21 protein-coding genes are annotated in these 20405 nt (G+C 66.1%); 12 read left to right on the top strand and 9 right to left on the bottom strand.

The window, feature by feature from the left end; translation table 11 throughout:
- Positions 1-31: 31 nt before the first annotated feature.
- The 8 genes from HFK18_RS06500 to HFK18_RS06535 all read right to left on the bottom strand — a co-directional run bounded on the left by HFK18_RS06500 (position 32) and on the right by HFK18_RS06535 (position 7819).
- A complete protein-coding gene (locus tag HFK18_RS06500; protein ID WP_089237394.1) occupies positions 32-418 on the bottom strand; it encodes a Na+/H+ antiporter subunit G in 387 nt (128 codons plus the stop codon).
- Positions 415-699 carry a K+/H+ antiporter subunit F gene (locus HFK18_RS06505; RefSeq protein ID WP_025874598.1) on the bottom strand — a complete coding sequence of 95 codons (285 nt, stop codon included), beginning with the start codon at positions 697-699 and terminating at the stop codon, positions 415-417. The genes HFK18_RS06500 and HFK18_RS06505 overlap by 4 nt, the downstream gene beginning before the upstream one ends.
- Positions 696-1202, bottom strand: a complete 507-nt coding sequence (locus tag HFK18_RS06510) for a Na+/H+ antiporter subunit E (protein ID WP_025874599.1) — start codon at positions 1200-1202, stop codon at positions 696-698. Before HFK18_RS06510 ends, HFK18_RS06505 begins: the two co-directional genes overlap by 4 nt.
- Positions 1199-2734 carry a monovalent cation/H+ antiporter subunit D gene (locus tag HFK18_RS06515; protein ID WP_180165214.1) on the bottom strand — a complete coding sequence of 512 codons (1536 nt, stop codon included), beginning with the start codon at positions 2732-2734 and terminating at the stop codon, positions 1199-1201. The genes HFK18_RS06510 and HFK18_RS06515 overlap by 4 nt, the downstream gene beginning before the upstream one ends.
- Positions 2731-3108, bottom strand: coding sequence for a Na+/H+ antiporter subunit C (locus tag HFK18_RS06520; RefSeq protein ID WP_025874601.1), 378 nt, complete (start codon positions 3106-3108; stop codon positions 2731-2733). The genes HFK18_RS06515 and HFK18_RS06520 overlap by 4 nt, the downstream gene beginning before the upstream one ends.
- Positions 3108-5936, bottom strand: coding sequence for a monovalent cation/H+ antiporter subunit A (locus HFK18_RS06525; RefSeq protein ID WP_180165216.1), 2829 nt, complete (start codon positions 5934-5936; stop codon positions 3108-3110). The genes HFK18_RS06520 and HFK18_RS06525 overlap by 1 nt, the downstream gene beginning before the upstream one ends.
- Before the next feature lie 332 nt (positions 5937-6268).
- A complete protein-coding gene (locus HFK18_RS06530; protein ID WP_100462165.1) occupies positions 6269-6754 on the bottom strand; it encodes an Mpo1-like protein in 486 nt (161 codons plus the stop codon).
- Between the two features lie 138 nt (positions 6755-6892).
- Positions 6893-7819: a phosphoribosylaminoimidazolesuccinocarboxamide synthase gene (locus tag HFK18_RS06535; RefSeq protein WP_162291998.1), complete on the bottom strand. Its 927-nt coding sequence runs from the start codon at positions 7817-7819 to the stop codon at positions 6893-6895.
- A gap of 141 nt (positions 7820-7960) precedes the next feature.
- Between HFK18_RS06535 and HFK18_RS06540 the strand changes: the two genes are divergently transcribed.
- The 5 genes from HFK18_RS06540 to yegS all read left to right on the top strand — a co-directional run bounded on the left by HFK18_RS06540 (position 7961) and on the right by yegS (position 11319).
- Entirely contained in the window at positions 7961-8290 is a 330-nt protein-coding gene (locus HFK18_RS06540; protein ID WP_025874605.1) for a DnaJ domain-containing protein, read from the top strand.
- 57 nt (positions 8291-8347) lie between these two features.
- Entirely contained in the window at positions 8348-9025 is a 678-nt protein-coding gene (gene rpe, locus HFK18_RS06545) for a ribulose-phosphate 3-epimerase (protein ID WP_180165218.1), read from the top strand.
- A gap of 12 nt (positions 9026-9037) precedes the next feature.
- Positions 9038-9517: a GNAT family N-acetyltransferase gene (locus HFK18_RS06550; RefSeq protein WP_180165624.1), complete on the top strand. Its 480-nt coding sequence runs from the start codon at positions 9038-9040 to the stop codon at positions 9515-9517.
- Between the two features lie 26 nt (positions 9518-9543).
- The gene (locus HFK18_RS06555; RefSeq protein WP_180165220.1) at positions 9544-10131 is read left to right on the top strand and encodes a hypothetical protein; all 588 of its coding nucleotides are present in this window, start codon (positions 9544-9546) and stop codon (positions 10129-10131) included.
- A 255-nt stretch (positions 10132-10386) separates the two neighbouring features.
- Complete coding sequence (gene yegS / locus HFK18_RS06560) at positions 10387-11319, top strand: lipid kinase YegS (RefSeq protein WP_180165222.1); 933 nt, start codon at positions 10387-10389, stop codon at positions 11317-11319.
- An 8-nt stretch (positions 11320-11327) separates the two neighbouring features.
- Here yegS and HFK18_RS06565 read toward each other — a convergent pair whose 3' ends face one another.
- Positions 11328-12251 carry an ankyrin repeat domain-containing protein gene (locus HFK18_RS06565; RefSeq protein ID WP_257216082.1) on the bottom strand — a complete coding sequence of 308 codons (924 nt, stop codon included), beginning with the start codon at positions 12249-12251 and terminating at the stop codon, positions 11328-11330.
- A 39-nt stretch (positions 12252-12290) separates the two neighbouring features.
- Here HFK18_RS06565 and HFK18_RS06570 point away from each other — a divergent pair, with 39 nt between their 5' ends.
- The 7 genes from HFK18_RS06570 (at position 12291) to HFK18_RS06600 (ending at position 20389) form a co-directional block, all read left to right on the top strand.
- Positions 12291-14672, top strand: coding sequence for an XVIPCD domain-containing protein (locus HFK18_RS06570; protein ID WP_257216083.1), 2382 nt, complete (start codon positions 12291-12293; stop codon positions 14670-14672).
- A 177-nt stretch (positions 14673-14849) separates the two neighbouring features.
- Entirely contained in the window at positions 14850-16325 is a 1476-nt protein-coding gene (gene trpE / locus HFK18_RS06575) for an anthranilate synthase component I (protein ID WP_180165224.1), read from the top strand.
- Between the two features lie 112 nt (positions 16326-16437).
- On the top strand, positions 16438-17169 hold the full coding sequence (locus HFK18_RS06580) for an SIMPL domain-containing protein (RefSeq protein WP_257216099.1): 732 nt from the start codon (positions 16438-16440) through the stop codon (positions 17167-17169).
- A gap of 2 nt (positions 17170-17171) precedes the next feature.
- Entirely contained in the window at positions 17172-17759 is a 588-nt protein-coding gene (locus HFK18_RS06585) for an aminodeoxychorismate/anthranilate synthase component II (RefSeq protein ID WP_088101793.1), read from the top strand.
- Positions 17760-17775: 16 nt separating this feature from the next.
- Positions 17776-18807: an anthranilate phosphoribosyltransferase gene (gene trpD / locus HFK18_RS06590; protein WP_180165228.1), complete on the top strand. Its 1032-nt coding sequence runs from the start codon at positions 17776-17778 to the stop codon at positions 18805-18807.
- 74 nt (positions 18808-18881) lie between these two features.
- Complete coding sequence (gene trpC / locus HFK18_RS06595; protein WP_180165230.1) at positions 18882-19676, top strand: indole-3-glycerol phosphate synthase TrpC; 795 nt, start codon at positions 18882-18884, stop codon at positions 19674-19676.
- A complete protein-coding gene (locus HFK18_RS06600; RefSeq protein WP_099819691.1) occupies positions 19673-20389 on the top strand; it encodes a haloacid dehalogenase-like hydrolase in 717 nt (238 codons plus the stop codon). The genes trpC and HFK18_RS06600 overlap by 4 nt, the downstream gene beginning before the upstream one ends.
- Positions 20390-20405 lie beyond the last annotated feature (16 nt).

Here is a 20405-nt window from a genome sequence, read left to right on the forward strand (position 1 = left end):
TGTCGTGCCGACCAACGGTCGGCACCCACCGTCAACGCGCGGTGGTTTCCTCTTCCCGCTCCGGTTCCGGCGGCGGCAGCTGTTCTTCTTCCGCACGCTCGTTGCCCGGCAGAGTGGGGCGCGTTTCCATCAGCAGCGACAGCGCGGCCTTGGCCATCAGGTGCGCGCTGATCGGTGCGGTGATGAACAGGAACACGGTGATCAGCAGCTCGCGCGGCTGCGGATCCTGGCCCAGGAAGATGTGGTAACACACCGAGCACACCAGCACGCAGCCCACGCCTAGCGTGCTGGCCTTGGTCGGTGCGTGCAGGCGCTTGAAGAAGGTGGACAGCTTCACCAGCCCCAGCGCGCCGACCAGGATGAAGAAGCAGCCGAACAGCAGCAGAATCGACAGCGCGATCTGGATGAAGGTGATCATTCGACGATGTCCCGGCGCAGCACGAACTTGCTCAGCACCACCGTGCTGCCGAAGCCGAGCATGGCGATGATCAACGCCGCCTCGAAGTAGATCGCCGAATTGAGGTACATGCCGAACAGCATCAGCTCGGCGATGGCGGTCACTGACAGCGTATCCAGTGCAAGGATGCGGTCGGGCACGGTCGGCCCGCGCAGCAGGCGCCAGGTGGCCAGCAGCATGGCCAGGCCGACCACATGCATGCATACCACCAGGGTGGTCTGGATGATCTGGAATCCAGTCATGGGAAGATCTCCATCAACGGGGCTTCATAACGGCGCTTGATCGTGTCGATCAGCTCCTGCGGGTCTTCCAGGTGCAGCACGTGCACCAGCAGGAACTTGCGGTCGTCGCTGAGTGCGGCCGACACCGTGCCGGGGGTCAGGGTGATCATGCTGGTCAGCGCGGCGATGCCGTGGATGTTGGCGATGTCCAGCGGCAGCCAGATGAAACCGGGGTGGATGTTCTTTTCCGGGCCCAGCACCTGGATGGCCACGCGGATGTTGGACATCAGGATGTCCCACAGGGTCACGAACAACAGCTTCGGCAGCGGCCGCAGGGTGCCGATGCGGGCGAACTCGCGGTCCAGGCGCGCAGCGAACAGCGGAATCACCACGCCCAGCAGCAGGCCCAGCAGGAACTGGCCGAGCGTGAAGCTGTCGGACATCAGCAGCCAGAACACCACCACCATCACGCTCAGCGCGGGCGAGGGCAGCAGGCGGCGGATCGGGGAACGCTTGGCGGTCATGGCTGGCGGATCTCCGGCGTGGTCGCGCGCAACTGCTGCACGTAATCGCCCGGCTGCAGCAGCTGGGTGGCGATGGCGTCGGTGTGCTGCATCAGCGGGGCAGCGAACAGCGTCATGCCGATGCCGTAGGCCAGCAGGATGCAGGCGGCAAACAGCTCGACACGGCGCAGCGGTGCCTTGCGCGGTGGTGGTGCCTCGGGATCAGGCAGCGGCACGCGCCAGAACAGGCGGATGCCGCCGCGGGTCAGGCCCATGATGACCAGCAGGCTGCTGACCAGCACTGCCGTCCATACCGCGCCGGTGTACTGGTCGGGCATGCCGGCCAACAGTGCGGCCTTGGCCAGGAAGCCGGACAGCGGCGGCAGGCCGGCCACCGACACCGCCGCAATCAGGAACAGCACGGCGGGGGTCTCCTTGCCGGGCATCGGTGCGATCACTTCCTTGCGGTCGCTGGCGCCGCCACGGCGGCGTCGGATCAGGTCGGCAACCAGGAACAGTGCGGCGGCGACGAAGCTGCTGTGCGGCAGGTAGTACAGGCCGGCCGACAGCACTTTCGGCGTGCCGACAGAGAAGGCGATGAACAGCGTCGCCGCCGAGACGATCACCAGATACGAAATCAGCACGCGCAGGCGCGCTGCGGCCAACGCGCCCAGGCCGCCCAGCACCAGTGTCGCTACACCGGCCCACAGCAGCCAGTCGCGGCCGTAGCCGGCCATCGCACCCGCATCCTCGCCGAACCACAGCATCTGGATGCGCAGCACGGCATACAGGCCCACCTTGGTCATGATCGCGAACAGCGCCGCTACCGCCGCCGGTGCACGCGCATACGATTCGGGCAGCCACAGGTACAACGGCATCAGCGCGGCCTTGGCACAGAACACCAGCAGCAACAGGCCCATCGTCGCCTTCACCAGGGTCAGCTGCGCCGGCGGCACCTCGGCAATGCGCTGCGACAGCTCGGCCATGTTCAACGACCCCAGCGAGGCGTACAGCAGGCCCAGCGCGATCAGGAACAGGGTCGAGGCGGTGACGTTGAACACCACGTAGTGCAGGCCGATGCGCATGCGCAGGCCACGGCCGCCACTGAGCAGCAGGCCGTAGGAGGCGATCAGCATCACCTCGAAGAACACGAACAGGTTGAAAATGTCGCCGGTCAGGAAGGCGCCGTTGAGGCCCACCAGCTGGAACTGGAACAGCGCATGGAAGTGCGGTGCGCGGCGGTCCCATCCTGAACACGCATGCAGCAGGCAGGGAATGGCCAGCAGCAGGGTGGTCAGCAGCATCCATGCGGACAGCTGGTCGGCGACCAGCGCGATGCCCAGCCGCGACGGCCAGTCGCCCAGCAGGTACACGCGGATGTCGCCACCGGCGGTGTCGGCGAACAACAGGCCGACCACCACCGCCAGCGCGGCCAGCGAGGTCCACGCCACGGCACGCTGCACCTTCGGCCCATAGCGGCGGTGTTCAACGAACAGCGACAGCGCAGCGCCGAGCAGCGGAACCAGGATCGGCAGGATCACCAGATGATTCATGCGCGGTCCTCGCCACGGCGCGGCGGTGCATCGTCGTCCGGCTCGTGTGCGTCCACATGGTCACTGTGGTTGTCGCTGCGGCTGCGCATGGCCAGCACGATGCTGACGGCAGTCATCGCAAACGCGATCACGATCGCGGTCAATACCAGCGCCTGCGGCAGCGGATCGGTGTAGTTGCCGAGGTGGCTCTCCACGCCTTCCTGCAGCACCGGCGCCTTGCCCTGCACCACGCGGCCACCGGCAAAGATCAGCAGGTTGGTGGCGTAGGACAGGAAGGTCATTCCGAGGATCACATCGAAGCTGCGCGCGCGCAGCAGCAGGTAGATGCCGATGGCGGTCAGCACGCCGATCGCAGAGGCCAGGGCCAGTTCCATCAGTGCATCTCCCCCGTTCGTGCCGAGCGGCGTTGCAGGTCGATCTCGCCCTTGCGCGCGGTGCGCGTCCGCGAGGGTTTGACGGTGGCCATCATCGACAGCATCAGCATCGCGCCACCGAACACCACGAGGTACACGCCGATATCAAAACCAATCGCGCTGGCCAGCGGTACATCACCGATCAACGGCAGGTGCAGGTCCAGGTGACCACTGGTCAGGAACGGCACGCCGAACAGCATCGAGGCGCCACCACTGAGGATGGCGATCAGCAGGCCGGTACCGATGCAGCGGATGTAGTCGAAGCCGAAGCGCGATTCCACCGACGCGGTGCCCTGGATCACGTACTGGATCAGCAGTGGCACCGCCAGCACCAGGCCGGCGATGAAGCCCCCGCCCGGCGCGTTGTGGCCGCGCAGGAACAGGAAGATGGAGACCGTCAGGGTCAGCGGGAACATGATCTGGGCCAGATCGGCCGGCACCGGCAGCTTGATCGGCGGGCCGGGCATGATCTGCTCCGGCGCCATCCGCGTACGCCGCAGCAGCGCATGCACGACCAGTGCGGCAATGCCGAACACAGTGATCTCACCGAAGGTATCGAAACCGCGGAAGTCGACCAGGATCACGTTGACCACGTTCTGGCCGTACGCCTCGGGCAGTGCGCGGGCAAGCAGTTCGCCGGCCATGGTGTTCGGCGGCAGCGTCATCGCGCTGTAGGCCAGCGCGCCGAGGCCGGCACCGGCCACGATCGCGATCAGCGCATCACGGTGCTTGCGCCAGCGCGGCCGCTCCGGGCCCGACTGTGCGGGCAGGTAGTTCATGCCCAGCAGCATCAGCACCAAGGTCACCATCTCCACCAGCAGCTGGGTCAGTGCCAGGTCCGGTGCGGACAGGAACACGAAGGTCAGCGCCACCATCAGGCCGACACCGCCGACCAGCAGCACCGCCAGCAGGCGCTGCTTGTACATGCGCAGCGTCGCCACCGCGCAGGACATCATCACCAGCCACAGTGCCCAGCCCAGCAGCGGGATGGGCTGCGGTTTGGTCCATTCCGGCGAGGCCGGGTTGGCGATGTAGGGCGCAGCGGCGACCACGATCGCCACCAGCACCAAGCCCAGCAGCATGCGCTGCAGGCTGCCGTTGGCGATGCCGGCGGTCAACCGCTGCGCACCGGCCGACAGCAGGTCCAGCTGGTGGTGGAAGACGTTGCGCCCCGGCGTGGTGTTGGTTACCCCATGCAGGTCGATCAGCTTGCGCAGGCCGAAGTAGAGGGCCACGCCACCGACCACGCCCGCGGCGCTCATCGCCAGCGGCAGGTTGAAGCCATGCCAGATCGACAGGTTGTACTCGGGCATCGCGCTGCCGAGGATCGAGGCCGCCGCCGCGTGCAGTACCGGCGCCACCGTCAGTGCCGGGGCGATACCCACCGCCACGCAGATCACCACCAGGATCTCCACCGGCACCTTCATCCAGCGCGGCGGCTCGTGTGGCACACGGTCCAGGCCATGCGGGCCCTTGCCGAAGAAGGTGTCGTGCACGAAGCGCAGGCTGTAGGCCACGCCGAACACACCGGCCAGCAGCGCGGCGATCGACACCGCCGTGCGCATGGTGTCGGTGCCACCGGCCGAGAGCGCTTCGGCGAACAGCATTTCCTTGGACAGGAAGCCATTGAGCAGCGGGATGCCGGCCATCGCCAGCGAGGCGATGATCGCCAGCGCGCTGGTGAACGGCATCAGCCTGCGCAGGCCACCGAGCTTGCGCATGTCACGGGTGCCGGTCTCGTGGTCGATGATGCCGGCGGCCATGAACAGCGAGGCCTTGAAGGTGGCGTGGTTGAGGATGTGGAACACGCCGGCGACCACCGCCATCGGCGTGGACAGGCCGAACAGCAGGGTGATCAGGCCCAGGTGCGAGATCGTCGAATAGGCCAGCAGGCCCTTCAGGTCATGCTGGAAGATCGCGTTCCAGGCACCGATCAGCAGGGTGATCGCACCGATGCCGCTGACCGTGTAGAAGAACAGATCGCTGCCGGCCAACGCCGGATGCAGGCGCGCCAGCAGGAATACGCCGGCCTTCACCATGGTGGCCGAGTGCAGGTAGGCCGACACCGGGGTGGGCGCGGCCATCGCGTGCGGCAGCCAGAAGTGGAACGGGAACTGGGCGCTCTTGGTGAAGATGCCCGCCAGCACCAGGAACAACGCATAGGGGTACAGCGCGCTGGCGCGGATCTGCTCACCGGCGGCCAGCACTACGTCCAGGTCGAAGCTGCCGACGATGCGGCCGATCAGCAGCACGCCGGCCAGCAGGGCCAGGCCGCCGCCGCCGGTGATCACCAGCGCCATCCGCGCGCCCTCGCGGGCGTCCTGGCGATGCGACCAGAAACCGATCAGCAGGAACGAGCTGATGCTGGTCATTTCCCAGAAAATCATCAGCAGCAACAGGTTGCCCGACAGCACCATGCCCAGCATGGCGCCCATGAACAGCAACAGGTAGGTATAGAAGCGGTGTGCGCTGTCCTGCGGGCTCAGGTAGTAGCGCGCATACAGCACCACCAGCGCACCGATGCCCAGCACCAGCCCGGCGAACATCCAGGCCAGACCATCCAGGCGCAGGGTGAAGTCCAGGCCGATCTGCGGCAGCCACGGAACCATCGTCCGCACCACCTGGCCGTCGAGCACCGATGGGGTCAGCCAGGCGAGGATCGCCAGCCCGCCCAACGGCGCCAGCGCCGCCAGCCAGGCAGCAGTCGAGCGCGAACTACGGGGGAAGGCTGCGACAGCCACTGCCATGAGGAACGGCAGGGCCAGCAGCAGGGGCAGGCTGGGGAGCATGCAGGGAATCCATGATTCACGAGCAGGTCAGGGAGCATAACAGGCTGCCAAATGTCGCCGAAACCCATTGAACAGCGATCAATTGCATGTAACGTGCGCTGATTCATTTTTTCTGCGATGCAGCATGCCGCGTGGATGCCCCGTCAGGACCTGACTGACGGGTCCACCCTACGCCCACGCAGGGAGACCGCAGCCCCTGTCGCACAGGGACCGCCGCCGTCGGGCGGGGCTGGGAGAGGAGGTCACCGCGGCAGGCTGGCAGGCGCGCCGTGCAGTGTGGGTGATGGCATCTGCCCGTTCAGGAAACGAAGGCGTCGATGCGGTGACGCCGGTCAGTAGCGCCAGTCGAGCTTGCGATAGGCCTTGGCCATCACCCAGGCCGGGCCGATCAGCAGGTAGGTCAGGTCGGTCAGGAAGCTGGGCTTGCGGCCTTCGAACTTGTGGCCGATGAACTGCGCGATCCAGGCGACGACGAAGACGCCGATCGCCAGCCAGAACAGATTGTGCAGGCCGATTTCCGCTTCCAGCAGCCGGCACAGGCAGCCGAACACGAAGAACTGGATGAGCATGCCGATGCCCAGCGGGCGCGACAGCTTGTTGTAGAAGCACCAGGCGCTGAACATCGCGAACGCCGACCAGATGCCGTACTGGAACCAGGTGATCAGCGGCGGCACGCACCACAGCAGGGCCACCACCGACCACAGGATCGCCGGCACCGCCACCACGTGGATGCGTTGGTTGACCACATTGCGGTGATCGTCGGAGTAGCTGGCGAAGTAGCGGTCGATCGGACGCGCAAGCTGGGTGGTGGTCTGCATGCGGCCAGCATACCCCGGCCGGGGCCGACAGTAGAGCCAGGCCATGCCTGGCTGCAGGTCCGCCTAGGTTGCCGGCCAGCGGCCGGCACCACCGCATTCAGAACGCCCCCAGCCAGGCCGGCCGGGGGCGCAGGGGAATCAGTCGACGCTGATTCCGGCCAGGCGCTGCAGCGCCTCGGCGTACTTGGCGCGGGTGCGCTCGATGATCTCGGCCGGGATGCTCGGGCCCGGGGCAGTCTTGCCCCAGTCCAGCGTCTCCAGGTAGTCACGCACGAACTGCTTGTCGTAGCTCGGCGGGCTGGTGCCCACTTCGTACTCGTCGGCCGGCCAGTAGCGCGAGGAATCCGGCGTCAGCATCTCGTCCATGATGTACAGGCGACCATCGGCGTCGGTACCGAACTCGAACTTGGTGTCGGCCAGGATGATGCCGCGCTCGCGCGCGTAATCGGCCGCGAACTTGTAGATGCGCAGCGTGGCGTCGCGCACGCGCTCGGCCATCTCCGCACCGACCGTCTTCACCATCGCGTCGAAGTCGATGTTCTCGTCATGGTCACCCACGGCGGCCTTGGTCGAGGGGGTGAAGATCGGCTCGGGCAGCTGCTCGGCCTGGCGCAGGCCGTCGGGCAGGTCGATGCCGCTGACCTTGCCGGTGCGCTGGTAGTCCTTCCAGCCGCTGCCGATCAGGTAGCCGCGGGCGATCGCTTCCACCGGTACCGGCTTCAGCTTGCGGGTGACCACCGCGCGCTTGGCGTACAGGGCCGCGTCCACGCCCTCGGGCAGCACGCTGGCCACGTCGATGCCGGTCAGGTGGTTGGGCATCAGGTGCGCGGTCTTGGCGAACCAGAAGTTGGACACCTGGCAGAGCATCTCGCCCTTGCCCGGGATCGGGTCGGGCAGGACCACGTCGAACGCCGACAGGCGATCGGTGGCGACCATCAACAGGTAGTCCCCCGGCGGGGTACCGGCCGGCAGCCGCTCGCGCGGGATATCGAACACATCACGCACCTTGCCGCGGTGGCGCAAGGGCAGGCCGGGGAGATCGGATTGCAACAGCGTGGTTGGCACGGGCACTCCTGGGGCTTCGTCGATACGGCTGCCCAACGGACCCGGCGGGCCCGCTGACCAGCGGGCGGCCTAGTGTAAAGCGGTCTGGGCCCGCTGTGACGTAAAATGAGCGTCCATTTCGTCGGCCGACCCCGGAGCGCCATGCGCTGGTACGGAAAACTGCTCGGTTTCATCGCCGGGGCCCTGTTGTTCCGGCCCAATCCGCTGTTCGGCGCGGTGGTAGGCCTGTTGCTGGGACATGCCTTTGACAGCGACTGGTTCCGCCTGAACAAGGAGAACCCTTACCGCGAGCTGGGGCTGACCTCCGAGGCCACCGATGCCGAGGTCGAGCGCGCCTACCGCAAGCTGATCTCCCAGTACCACCCCGACAAGCTGGGCGGCGCCGCCCCCGAGCTGCAGCAGCAGGCCGAGCAGAAGTCGCGGCGCATCAACGCCGCCTACGACCGCATCAAGACCCTGCGCAAGCGCTGACCCCACAGTCCCGCCTGCGGGCGGGAGACCCCTTTCCCCGTTCCGAAGGCCCCGGCCATGTCCAACTGCCTCATCGCTCCTTCCATCCTCTCGGCCAACTTCGCCCGCCTGGGCGAAGAAGTCGACAACGTCCTGGCCGCTGGCGCCGATTGGGTCCATTTCGACGTGATGGACAACCACTACGTGCCGAACCTGACCATCGGCCCGATGGTCTGCCAGGCGCTGCGCAAGCACGGCGTCACCGCACCGATCGACGTGCACCTGATGGTCGAACCGGTGGACCGCATCATCCCGGACTTCGCCGAGGCCGGCGCCACCTACATCAGCTTCCACCCGGAGGCCAGCCGCCACGTGCACCGCACCATCCAGCTGATCCGCTCGCTGGGCTGCAAGCCGGGCATCGTGCTGAACCCGGCCACCCCGGTGGATATCCTCGACTGGGTGCTGGACGACCTCGACCTGGTGCTGCTGATGTCGGTCAACCCGGGCTTCGGCGGCCAGGCGTTCATTCCGTCGGCATTGGACAAGCTGCGCGTGGTGCGCAAGAAGATCGACGCCAGCGGCCGTGACATCCGCCTGGAGATCGACGGTGGCGTGAAGGCCGACAACATCGGTGAGATCGCTGCCGCCGGTGCCGACACCTTTGTTGCCGGCTCGGCCATCTTCAACGCCAAGACCAGCTACCAGGACGTGATCGCGCAGATGCGCGCCAACGTCGCTGCGGCACGGGGCTGAGCCATGAGCACGGTGGCCGTGTTGAACATCCGCCCGGCCACCGTCGCCGACGCCGGCCTGATCCTGCGCTTCATCCGCGAACTGGCGATCTACGAGAAGGCCGAGCATTCGGTGCAGACCGATGAAATCGGCATCGCCGAAAGCCTGTTCGGCGCCGACGCCACCGCCCGCGCGCTGATCTGCGAGGCGAACGGCGAAGCCATCGGCTACGCGGTGTATTTCTACAACTATTCCACCTGGCTGGGCCGCAAGGGCATCTACCTCGAAGACCTGTACGTGAGCCCGGAAAAGCGTGGTTCCGGTGCGGGCAAGGCGCTGCTGAAGTACATCGCCCGCCAGGCGGTGGCTGAAGGGTGCGGCCGCTTCGAGTGGTCGGTGCTGGACTGGAACACGCCGGCCATCGACTTCTACACCGCCGCCGGCGCCAAGCCGCAGGACGAGTGGACGGTCTACCGGCTGGAAGGCGAGGCGCTGAAGGCATTCGCCGGGTAGACCGTGTCCTGGTGACTGGCCTGCCGATGAAATACGCCATTGCCGCGCTCCGCCAGCGGCTGCCGGCCTCGATTGCTGTCTGCAGGCAGGCGCTGGAGGCTTCCGGCGGTGACCTGTCACAGGCGCACGTCCTGGTGGTTGATCAGCTCGTGGCCGACTACAGGCACCGCACAGGATCGGGCGCCGCCGACGCCGCCATCGATCTTCAGGCTGCTGGTCATGACATCGAGCGCGCCTTCGTGCTTTGGCGCCGCCGGCACCCGTTGCCGCCACCACCGCCGTTCGCAGCGCTCGAAAAGGGATGCCCGATGGCGGCGGAGCTGGCCTCGGTGGACACCGGATTGCGCTGCTTCGCCCATGTCATTCCCGGCGAACAAGAGACCTTCGAGCTGCGCTTGATCACCCATGCCGCACGCTTCACCGAGACCACCCATGGCTTCGACTACGACTACGCCGTGCAGGACGCGCAGACGCGGGTGGAGCGCAGGTTCGTGACCGGCATTGAGGCGCTCACCCTTCTGCTGCAGCAGTACGCAATCGATGAAGCGATGTTGCGCAGTATCGAGACCTTCGACAGCTGCCTCCTGCACAGTCCCATCGATGCCTACCTGTAAGCCGATATGCAGCGCCGCGCCGCAAAAAAAAAGCCACGCCAAAAACCGGCGTGGCCTTGCTGCATGCGTGGGAGGCTGATCCTGCCTCCATCCGTCGTCCCTGCTATGGCCTTCCATTCTCCGGGCCGCCGATGACACCTGCATGACATCCTGCATTGGCGAGCCCAACCATCTGACCTGAACGGTTGCCAGCGTCTTTCACTGGCCCCGAACGCGCGATTGCTAGCCTGTGCCGCCTTTCCCTGGATGTACCGCATGAGCACACCGCGCTGGCGCCTGATCCTCAACGGCAAGTCCGCAGGCAACGACGACCTGCGCGAGGCCGTGGGCCACTGGCGCGACCGTGGCGTGCAGCTGGAAGTGCGGGTGACCTGGGAAGACGGTGACGCCGAGCGCTACGTGGCCGAGGCCATCGACCACGGCGTGGACGTGATCGTGGCGGCCGGTGGCGACGGCACGCTGAGCGCGGTGGCCGAGACGCTGGCGCATCGTGACGAGCCGGCCGGGGCGCTGCCTTCACTGGCGTTGGTGCCGATGGGCACCGCCAACGATTTCGCAACCGCTGCCGGCATTCCGGTGGAGCCGCAGGAGGCCTTCGCACTGATTGCCGGCAGTACGCCGCGTCCGATGGACCTGCTGCGTGTCGATGCCGACGGCAAGCCATGGTGGTGCGCCAACCTCGCCAGCGGCGGCTTCGGTACCCAGGTCACGGTGGAAACCGATGCGGGCTTGAAGAAGATGCTCGGCGGTCTGGCGTATGTCATCACCGGCATCGCCAAGCTCGGGCGCATCGAACCGATCACCGCGCGCCTGAGCGGGCCGGATTTCCAGTGGGAAGGTGGGTTCATCGCGCTGGGTATCGGCAACGGCCGCCAGGCGGGTGGCGGTCAGCAGCTGTGCCCGCAGGCACTGATCGATGACGGCCTGCTGGATATCACCGTGGTGCCGGAACTGGACGGTGAAGTCGCCGCCACCCTTGGGCAGATACTGACCGGCGGCAAGGAAGCGGCGCTTGAACGTGTCGCCACGCGCGCGCAGCTGCCGTGGCTGCAGATCGACGCACCGCAGCCGCTGACCTTGAACCTGGACGGCGAACCGGTGCAGGCACGCAGCTTCCGCATCGAATGCGTGGCGGGCAGGGTGCGGATGCACCTGCCGGAGGATTGTGTGCTGCTTTCCGGCCGCTGATACAGGAATTACAGCAGCGGAATATCTTCTTCCTTCGTGGGGAAGCCGAAGGCTTCACGTTTGTCGCGGATGCCTTTCGGCATCGGGGGACGAGGGATGTCGCGTGTGACGAGCCACTGCTGGCACTTCCTCTGCCATGGTAGAAGATCGGGTGTAGTGATGCCCCAGAAGATGTGCTCGGCGATCAGCATTCTGTCGGGGGCGCCGACGGAGGATTTCAGCAGTACCGTAGGGTCTGCCCCGTGTTCCAGCAGCCAATAGGCATGCTCGAATCCACCCCGGGTGGTGTACCAGCTCAGTACTGTGTCGGCTGTGCCGCGATTGGATTCATTGATGTTCGCTCCATTCTCAATCAGCAGTTTCACGTTTTCCCACTGATTGCCCGCAATGAAGGCTTGAAACAGCAACGTTTCGCCCGCTGAGTTCCGCGTGTTGGGGTCTCCACCGTGCTGAAGCAGCAATTGCAGGTATCGCGGGTCGTCCAGCTTTGCGGCATAGACCATGGCGTTGTTGTAGCCAAGTCTGCGGCCATCCACGACCTTGTAGGCGCGGGCATTTGGATCTGCGCCGTTTTCCAGAAGTGCGCGGAGGCCGTCCAGATTGCCTGCGCGTAGAGGCCAGGCGACCATGGGAATCCCGTCTTCGCGCGAGAACGTCTTGTCCGGATCGACCCCTTCTTCACCGATGAGGCGGTGAATAGCCTTTGAATCGCCGCTTTCAGTGGCGATGGCCAGCTGCAGAGCCTTTCCTTCAAAGTACTGGTCTGCTCCATGACTCGATGATGCCGCGCAGCCGCTGATCAGCAAAAGTGTGAGACAAGCCGCGGAGAGGAGGGCCTTCTGCACACATTTGTGAAAGTGAATGGGCATTATCATCCTGATGATTGGGCTGAAGCGTGACATTAGCAAAAAGTTCTGATAATCGATAAGCATCGCGTGCTCAAGCCCGTGCCCGGCGCAATGGAGTTTGCCATGAATGGAACTGACATCGAGGCGCGCGTGCGCGCCCTCCAGGAGCAGAATCTTCTCGTTCAACAGCTGCGGGAAAGCGGCAATGACAGAGAGGCTGATCGTCTTCAGGAGACCTATCACGCACGTGAAATGTCTGGTCTCGCAGCTGATGTCTATCAATCAGCCAAGCACGAAGGTGCGCCTCCCGTGGGATGGACGCGCGGCAGCTCCGATCCGGATGCGCTGCGCGCTGCAGGCATCAACATGTCTGACGAAGAGTTGCGCGAGCTTCTGCAACCGCCGCAGTCTGGATTCCGCGCGGAGATATATATTCCCGACAAAGAGCTTTTCGGTACAGACGCAAAGCCGGTGGTGGTCTACAAGGGCTCTACCGGTAAGATCGTCGACCCTCTTGCACCGAATGGATGGCGCGAGTCTGGTGGCGAAGATTTTCTGAACAATGGGCAGCAAGGCATTGGGATGCGAAGCGACTACTACGATCGCGCCATGTCACTTGCCACGCAGCTGAATGATCGCATTGGCAACAACTTCGAAATCGCCGGCCACTCCCTCGGCGGTGGCATGGCCTCGGCTGCGTCGGCCGTCACTGGCGCACGCGCCACCACCTTCAATGCGGCAGGCCTGCATCCGGAAACGGCGGCACGTTTCGCGAAGGAAAATGGTCTGCCCACCTTCAACCCGCAACAAAGCGTGCATACCTACCAGACCACCGGCGAGGTGCTGAATGACGTGCAGAACGGCATGCAGCGCCTGAGCGAGCAGCAGCGTCGCGGCTATGGCGTGCTTGCCAATGAAATGGGCATGTTGCTGAAGGAGCCCGCCATGCAGAAGCTGGTGGGCGACAAGCTGCGCGAGATGATGCCACCGGGTGCGCAGACGTCCGCGGCGCAGTTCATCGAACAACTGGCGACACAGCCGGGGCAGGAAGCTCTGCGCAATATCCCGATGGCCGCTGGCCGTGCCGAACTGCTGCTTGAGGCCAAGACACGCGACGCACAGGGCAATATCGTCAATCGTTCGCAGGTAGCGGCGCCAAGCCAGGTTGCAGAGCTGGCTGGACCGCTGTCCACGGTGCTGCACGCCACTGGCTACGGCATGCGCGGAGGACGTGTGATTGGTGAACAGGTTGAGCGCGCGGGTGCGGCCGGCGCGCACGTGCTGGACAGGGCGGGTGATGGCGCGGAGCAGATCCTGAGGACCCAGGGCATGGCCATCGGCCAGGTCGTGAACATGGGGTCGACTACCCTCCAGGTGGGTACCCGGGCGACCACCACCGTGATCGCCTCCGGGCGCGAGTTGACTGGAAGCATCGAGGCGACCCTGCATCGGGCGCAATCGCAGGCCAGTTCCCACGGCATATCCGCGCTGTCTTGGGTGGCCGGTCGGATCGGTTTGGATGACGCGGCCGACAGGTTGGCCAAAGAGGCCGAAAGGACACGTACTACGGGCGAGCAACGCGCGGTGCATGCATCGCGACAAGCACATGCCGATGCCGAGGGAACGCGTGCCTTTGGCGAGCGGACGGCCACTGCCATCGGCCATGACGGGCAGTGGGTGGCCGGCAAGCTGCAGAACGGTTTTGCCACCGCCGGCGCTCATGTGGACCGCGGCTATGACCTGGTGGCATCGAAGGTGAAGGGCGTTACCGCCCAAGCGCCAGCTGCCATGGCGACGGTCGGGGGTATCAGTGTGGGGGTGGGCACCGCGGCAGCAACGCATGTACCCACCGGTGCCCTGCCATTGGATGCGGTGAAGCTCTCCAATCTTGCCCAGTCCGCGCGATTGATCCGTAACATCGGTCCAGCATTTGGCGAGGCAACGGCCCGCCATGGCATGGCCGAGACCGTCATCCCCAGCCTGGATTCGGAACTGATCAAGCAGGAAGCCGCCGCCCGCAAGCTGGTCGAGCAGCACCAGCGCATACAACCTCCGGAGGATGGCCGTCGCGCCGGCGTGGCGGCAGAACCGGCTGCGCGCGGGCCCGGCATCAACGACCCTGGCCACGCCGATTACCGGTTGTTCAATGGCGCACAGACCGGCGTGCACGCCCTGGATGCCGCCCACAACCGCGTGCCGAACCTGCAGAGCGACCAGCTCGCCGGTGCGCTGGCCGTGCAGGCCAAGCGCGAGGGGCTGGAGTCCATTTCCCACGTGGTGCTCAGCGAGGATCACCGCCGCGCCTTCGCGGTGGATACGACCGACCTGAACGCCGCGCACCGCCGCCATGCCCACGTCGAGGTGGCGGCGGGCATGGCCCAGCCGCTGAGCGCGAGCACTGCCCAGATCGACGCGATCAACGCCAGTCGCGAGCAGGCGCAGGGGGGGGCGCTGGCCCAGCAGCAGGTGCAGGAGACCCAGGAACAGGCGCGGCGGATGGGCTAGGGCGAAGACAAGCCGCCCGTCGCCAAAGGGTTTCCCTGCGGCCAAAGCTGCGATACAGTCATTGGGTGTCCAGCCTGACGACCCCGCATACCCTTTCTTCCGCACGCCGTTGGTGGCGATGGTGGCCTGTTGCCGTCGTCCGTCCCCATAACGCTGTGTCCCGGAAGGAAAGTCGTCTTGATCTCGCACGCTCAGTTTCAGCAGCAGGCCGCTGAAGGCCACACCCATATTCCCGTTGTCCGCGAAGTGCTGTCCGACCTGGACACGCCGCTTTCGGTCTATCTGAAGCTCGCCGACGGCCCCAATACCTACCTGTTTGAATCCGTCGAAGGCGGCGAGCGCTTTGGTCGTTACTCGATCATCGGCCTGCCGGCACGCCGCGTGTACGCCTTCCACGGCCTCACCCTGACCGTACGCGAGCACGGCGATGTGGTGGAAACCCGTGAGGTGGCCGACCCGTTCGCCGAGGTCGAGGCGCTGCGCAGCGCCCACTCGGTGCCCAAGCTGGAAGGCCTGCCGGGCTTCACAGGTGGCCTGGTCGGCTGGTTCGGCTTCGAATGCATCGGCTACATCGAGCCGCGCCTGGCCTCGCCGGCCGGCCGTGACGAACTGGGCACCCCGGACATCCTGCTGCTGCACTCCGATGAGCTGGCAGTGTTCGACAACCTGAAGGGCCGGCTGTACCTGATCGTGCATGCCGACCCGCGTGTCGAAGGCGCCTTCGAGCAGGCCCAGGCCCGCCTGGATGCACTGACCGCCAAACTGCGTGCGCCGGGTGCAGGCTATCCGGCACCGCTGACCAGCGACGTGCTGGACGAGTCCGATTTCGTTTCCGGTTTCACCCGCGAGGGCTTCGTCGACGCGGTCCAGCGCAGCAAGGAATACATCCGTGCCGGCGACATCTTCCAGGTGGTGCTCAGCCAGCGCCTGAGCGTGCCGTTCAAGGCGCGCCCGGTGGATGTGTATCGCGCGCTGCGTGCACTGAACCCGTCGCCGTACATGTATTTCCTGGATGTTGGCGACCTGCAGGTGGTCGGCTCCTCGCCGGAAATCCTGGTGCGCCTGCAGGACGGTGAAGTGACCGTGCGCCCGATCGCCGGTACCCGTCCGCGCGGCGCCACGCCGGAGCTGGACCAGGCGCTGGAGGTCGAGCTGCTGGCCGATCCGAAGGAACGCGCCGAGCACCTGATGCTGATCGACCTGGGCCGCAATGACGCCGGCCGCGTGTCCAAGGCCGGCACCGTCGAAGTGGGCGAGCAGTTCGTGATCGAACGCTACAGCCATGTCATGCACATCGTCAGCGAAGTGACCGGGCAGCTGCAGCCGGGCCTGAGCTATGCCGACGTGCTGCGCGCCACCTTCCCGGCCGGTACGGTCAGCGGCGCGCCGAAGATCCGCGCGCTGGAAGTGATCCGCGAGCTGGAACCGATCAAGCGCAATGTCTACGCCGGCAGCATCGGCTACATCGGCTGGCACGGCGATGCCGATACTGCGATCGCGATCCGCACCGCGGTGATCAAGGACGGCCGCCTGTATGTGCAGGCCGGCGCCGGCATCGTCTACGACTCCGACCCGGACAAGGAATGGGACGAGACGATGAACAAGGGCCGCGCGCTGTTCCGCGCCGTCGCCCAGGCCGCCAAGGGCCTGTGAGTTTCCCTGTGCTGTGGCCTGAGCCGCAGCACCCTTCGCTGTTTCCATTCAAGACAAGGAGTACCGCATGAAGCTGCTGAGCGTTCTGCTGTGGTCGTCGCTGCTGGCCACGATGGCCCCGTCTGCGTGGGCGCAGGCCAACACCATTCCCTCGCAGCCGCACCTGCTGGTGAAGGGGCAGGGTACCCGCACGGTGATGCCGGACCGGTTCACCGTCGAACTGCTGGTCAAGTCCACCGACCTTCAGCCGGATGCAGCGCGCTCGCGCGTGCAGGGCAATGTCGATGCGGTGCTGGGTGCGTTCAAGCGCAACCATGCACTGCCGGCAAGCGTGGTGGCAGACAACCTGACCATCCAGCCGGACTACCGCTACAGCGTGCAGGGCAAGCAGGAATACCTGGGGACGCGGGTGAGCCGGCGCCTGCAGGGCAGCTTCGGCACCACCGGTGACCTGCAGGCCTTCCTGCGCGCGGTCGATGCCAGCGATGACCTGCAGATCAGCAGCATGCGGCCTGGCTACTCGAAGGAAGCCGCACTGCGTGGCGAACTCAAGGCCGAAGCGGCAACGCAGACACGTGCCTCCGCCAAGCACCTTGCCACGGCCTATGGCGCGCGCATCACCGGCCTCTACAGCATCTCCGACGTGGCCCCGAACTTCGCCTACGGCGTGCAGGCAGGCAACTGGCCCCGCAGCGGTGACATGGTCACGCCGCCCAGCCCGCCGGCTCCGGCACCGACCAGCATCGAGACAACCGGCTCGCGCGCGCGCGAATCGATCGAAGCCGGCCCCATCACCTACACCGAAAACGTGTACGCCATTTTCCTGATAAGCGACGGAACCTGACCATGTTGTGGATGATCGACAACTACGACAGCTTCACCTACAACCTCGTGCAGTACCTGCAGACGCTGGGTGCCGAGGTGAAGGTGGTGCGCAACGATGCGATGAGCGTGGACGAGATCGCCGCGCAGAAGCCCGAGCGCATCGTCATCTCGCCCGGCCCGTGCACGCCCAACGAAGCGGGCGTGTCGCTGGAGCTGATCCAGCGCCTGGGGCCGACCACGCCGATCCTCGGCGTGTGCCTGGGCCACCAGGGTATCGGCCAGGTCTACGGCGGCACGGTGATCCGTGCCGGCAACATCATGCACGGCAAGACCTCGCCGATCCGCCATGAGGGCAAGGGCGTATTCGCCGGCCTGCCGGACGGTTACCAGGCCACCCGCTACCACTCGCTGGTGGTGGACAAGAACAGCCTGCCCGATGCGCTGGAAGTGACCGCGTGGACCGAGAACGAGGACGGCTCGATCGAAGAGATCATGGGCCTGCGCCACCGCCAGTTCCCGGTCGAGGGCGTGCAGTTCCATCCCGAATCGATCCTCACCGAACACGGTCACGCCCTGCTGCGCAATTTCCTGCAGCGCCCGGCTGCCTGATCCAAGGAGTATTCCGATGAGCTTCTCCCCCCAGGAAGCCCTGCAACGCACCATCGAGCATCGCGAGATCTTCTTCGACGAAATGGTCGACCTGATGCGGCAGATCATGCGCGGCGACGTCTCGCCGATGATGACCGCCGCCATCCTCACCGGCCTGCGCGTGAAGAAGGAAACCATCGACGAGATCGCCGCCGCCGCAACGGTGATGCGCGAATTCGCGCTGGCCGTGCCGGTCGCCGATACCACCCACCTGGTCGACATCGTCGGCACCGGTGGCGATGGCTCGCATACCTTCAACATCTCCACCTGCGCGATGTTCGTTGCCGCTGCCGCCGGCGCGCGCGTGGCCAAGCACGGCAACCGCAGCGTGTCGTCCAAGTCGGGCAGTGCCGATGCGGTCGAAGCACTGGGCGCGGCCATCGAGCTGCAGCCGGCGCAGGTGGCCGCGGCCATCGAACAGACCGGCATCGGCTTCATGTTCGCGCCGATCCATCACCCGTCGATGAAGGTGGTCGCGCCGGTGCGCCGCGAGATGGGCGTGCGCACCATCTTCAACATCCTCGGCCCGCTGACCAACCCGGCCAGCGCACCGTCGGTGCTGATGGGCGTGTTCCACCCCGATTTAGTGGGTATCCAGGCGCGGGTGCTGCGCGAGCTGGGCACCGAGCGCGCCATGGTGGTCTGGGGCCGCGACAACATGGACGAGATCTCGCTGGGCGCCGGCACCCTGGTCGGCGAACTGCGCGACGGCAAGGTGCGCGAGTACGAGATCCACCCGGAGGATTTCGGCATCGCCATGTCGGCCAGCCGCAACCTGCGCGTGGACGGCCCGGAGCAGTCCATTGCCATGCTGCGTGCGGTGCTGGACAACACTCCCGGCCCGGCGCTGGACATCGTGGCCCTGAACGCAGGCGCCGCGCTGTACGTGGCCGGCGTGGCCAGCGACATCGGCGATGGCCTGGCCCGCGCCCGCGCGGTCATCGCCGATGGCAGCGCCCGTGCCCGCCTGCAGCAGTATGTCGATACCACCCGCGCGCTGGTTGCCTGAGCGCGCGGTTCAGCCTGACCCCCTCGATGGCCGATAATGGCCGTCCTCACCGCCCCCGCATTGAACCGACGACGATGAGCGACATCCTGCAGACGATCCTGGCCCGCAAGGCCGAAGAAGTGGCCCAGCGCCGTGCCCAGCGTCCCCTCGAGGACCTGCAGGCCGCCGTGGCCAGCGCCCCGCCGGTACGTGGCTTCGTGCGAGCGCTGCAGGCGGCGGTGGCCAACGGCGACCCGGCGGTGATCGCCGAGGTGAAGAAGGCCAGCCCGTCCAAGGGCGTCATCCGCCCGGATTTCCGCCCGGCCGACATTGCCGTCAGCTATGAGTTCGGCGGCGCCAGCTGTCTGTCGGTGCTGACCGATGTCGATTTCTTCCAGGGGGCCGATGCCTACCTGCAGCAGGCGCGTGAGGCCTGCACGCTGCCGGTGCTGCGCAAGGACTTCGTGATCGACGCCTACCAGGTGGTCGAGGCGCGCGTGCTGGGTGCCGACTGCATCCTGCTGATCGTCGCCGCGCTGGACGACACGCAGTTGGCCACGTTGTCCGAGCTGGCGATGTCGCTGGGCATGGACGTACTGGTGGAAGTGCACGACATCGACGAGCTGGAGCGTGCGCTGCAGGTGCCGGCGCCGATGATCGGCATCAACAACCGCAACCTGCGCACCTTTGAGGTGTCGCTGCAGACCACCCTGGACATGCGCCTGGCCGTGCCGCGCGACCGCCTGCTGGTCACCGAGAGCGGCATTCTCGGCCCGCAGGATGTGGCGCTGATGCGCGATGCCGGCATCCACTCGTTCCTGGTCGGCGAGGCCTTCATGCGCGTGGAAGAGCCGGGCGAGGGTCTGCGTCAGCTATTCTTCGCAGCATGAAAACGTACTATCCAACGCCGCGCGAGGATGCGCCGCTGGTGGTCTTCGACTTCGACCACACCCTGTATGACGGCGATTCGGGTACCCACCTGTTCGCCTCGCTGATCAAGCGCAACCCGCTGCGGATGCTGGCGGCATTGCTGGTCACTCCGATTGCCGGGCCGATGGTGGCGATGCTGCCGACCCGCCGTGCCGGTATCTCGGTCTACGTCTGGATCGGCAGCTTCGGCCTGCATCGCGCCCGCGAGTTCAACAAGGTGATCGATGCCTATGTGCTGCGCAACGAGGCGCAGATGCGCGCCAAGCTGCTGCCGCAGGCGCTGGAGGTGTTCGCCGCGCACCGTGCCAAGGGCGATCGCGTGGTGGTGGCCACCGGCGCACCGCCGGAGCTTGCCCGCGCGATCCTGGCCTTCGTCGCCCACCAGGACGTGCCGGTGATCGGCACCGAAGTGGGGCCGCGGCTGGGCGGGGTAGGGCCGACCCGTCACTGCCACAACGAAGAGAAGATGCGCATGCTGCGCGAGCGCGGCTACGGCGACATCGATATCGCCTACTCCGACAGCACTGCCGACCTGCCGCTGCTGCTTGCGGCGAAAGCGCCGGTGGTGGTCAATCCGAAGCCTGCCAAGGTGGAATTCTTCCGTCGCGTGCTGCCGGCCGGCACCCGCATCCTCAACTGGGGTTGCGTGGACCGGGGCGGCGACAAGGCGTAATCGATCCCGCCTGCCC

The organism is Stenotrophomonas sp. SbOxS2, from assembly GCF_013416715.1.
GTDB lineage: Bacteria > Pseudomonadota > Gammaproteobacteria > Xanthomonadales > Xanthomonadaceae > Stenotrophomonas > Stenotrophomonas lactitubi.

Bases quoted from the DNA above. Each gene is read 5' to 3' on its own strand.
- HFK18_RS06500 (WP_089237394.1), bottom strand. From the start codon at position 418: ATGATCACCTTCATCCAGATCGCGCTGTCGATTCTGCTGCTGTTCGGC.
- HFK18_RS06505 (WP_025874598.1), bottom strand. From the start codon at position 699: ATGACTGGATTCCAGATCATCCAGACCACCCTGGTGGTATGCATGCAT.
- HFK18_RS06510 (WP_025874599.1), bottom strand. From the start codon at position 1,202: ATGACCGCCAAGCGTTCCCCGATCCGCCGCCTGCTGCCCTCGCCCGCG.
- HFK18_RS06515 (WP_180165214.1), bottom strand. From the start codon at position 2,734: ATGAATCATCTGGTGATCCTGCCGATCCTGGTTCCGCTGCTCGGCGCT.
- HFK18_RS06520 (WP_025874601.1), bottom strand. From the start codon at position 3,108: ATGGAACTGGCCCTGGCCTCTGCGATCGGCGTGCTGACCGCCATCGGC.
- HFK18_RS06525 (WP_180165216.1), bottom strand. From the start codon at position 5,936: ATGCTCCCCAGCCTGCCCCTGCTGCTGGCCCTGCCGTTCCTCATGGCA.
- HFK18_RS06530 (WP_100462165.1), bottom strand. From the start codon at position 6,754: ATGCAGACCACCACCCAGCTTGCGCGTCCGATCGACCGCTACTTCGCC.
- HFK18_RS06540 (WP_025874605.1), top strand. From the start codon at position 7,961: ATGCGCTGGTACGGAAAACTGCTCGGTTTCATCGCCGGGGCCCTGTTG.
- rpe (WP_180165218.1), top strand. From the start codon at position 8,348: ATGTCCAACTGCCTCATCGCTCCTTCCATCCTCTCGGCCAACTTCGCC.
- HFK18_RS06555 (WP_180165220.1), top strand. From the start codon at position 9,544: ATGAAATACGCCATTGCCGCGCTCCGCCAGCGGCTGCCGGCCTCGATT.
- yegS (WP_180165222.1), top strand. From the start codon at position 10,387: ATGAGCACACCGCGCTGGCGCCTGATCCTCAACGGCAAGTCCGCAGGC.
- HFK18_RS06565 (WP_257216082.1), bottom strand. From the start codon at position 12,251: ATGCTTATCGATTATCAGAACTTTTTGCTAATGTCACGCTTCAGCCCA.
- HFK18_RS06570 (WP_257216083.1), top strand. From the start codon at position 12,291: ATGAATGGAACTGACATCGAGGCGCGCGTGCGCGCCCTCCAGGAGCAG.
- HFK18_RS06580 (WP_257216099.1), top strand. From the start codon at position 16,438: ATGGCCCCGTCTGCGTGGGCGCAGGCCAACACCATTCCCTCGCAGCCG.
- HFK18_RS06585 (WP_088101793.1), top strand. From the start codon at position 17,172: ATGTTGTGGATGATCGACAACTACGACAGCTTCACCTACAACCTCGTG.
- trpD (WP_180165228.1), top strand. From the start codon at position 17,776: ATGAGCTTCTCCCCCCAGGAAGCCCTGCAACGCACCATCGAGCATCGC.
- trpC (WP_180165230.1), top strand. From the start codon at position 18,882: ATGAGCGACATCCTGCAGACGATCCTGGCCCGCAAGGCCGAAGAAGTG.
- HFK18_RS06600 (WP_099819691.1), top strand. From the start codon at position 19,673: ATGAAAACGTACTATCCAACGCCGCGCGAGGATGCGCCGCTGGTGGTC.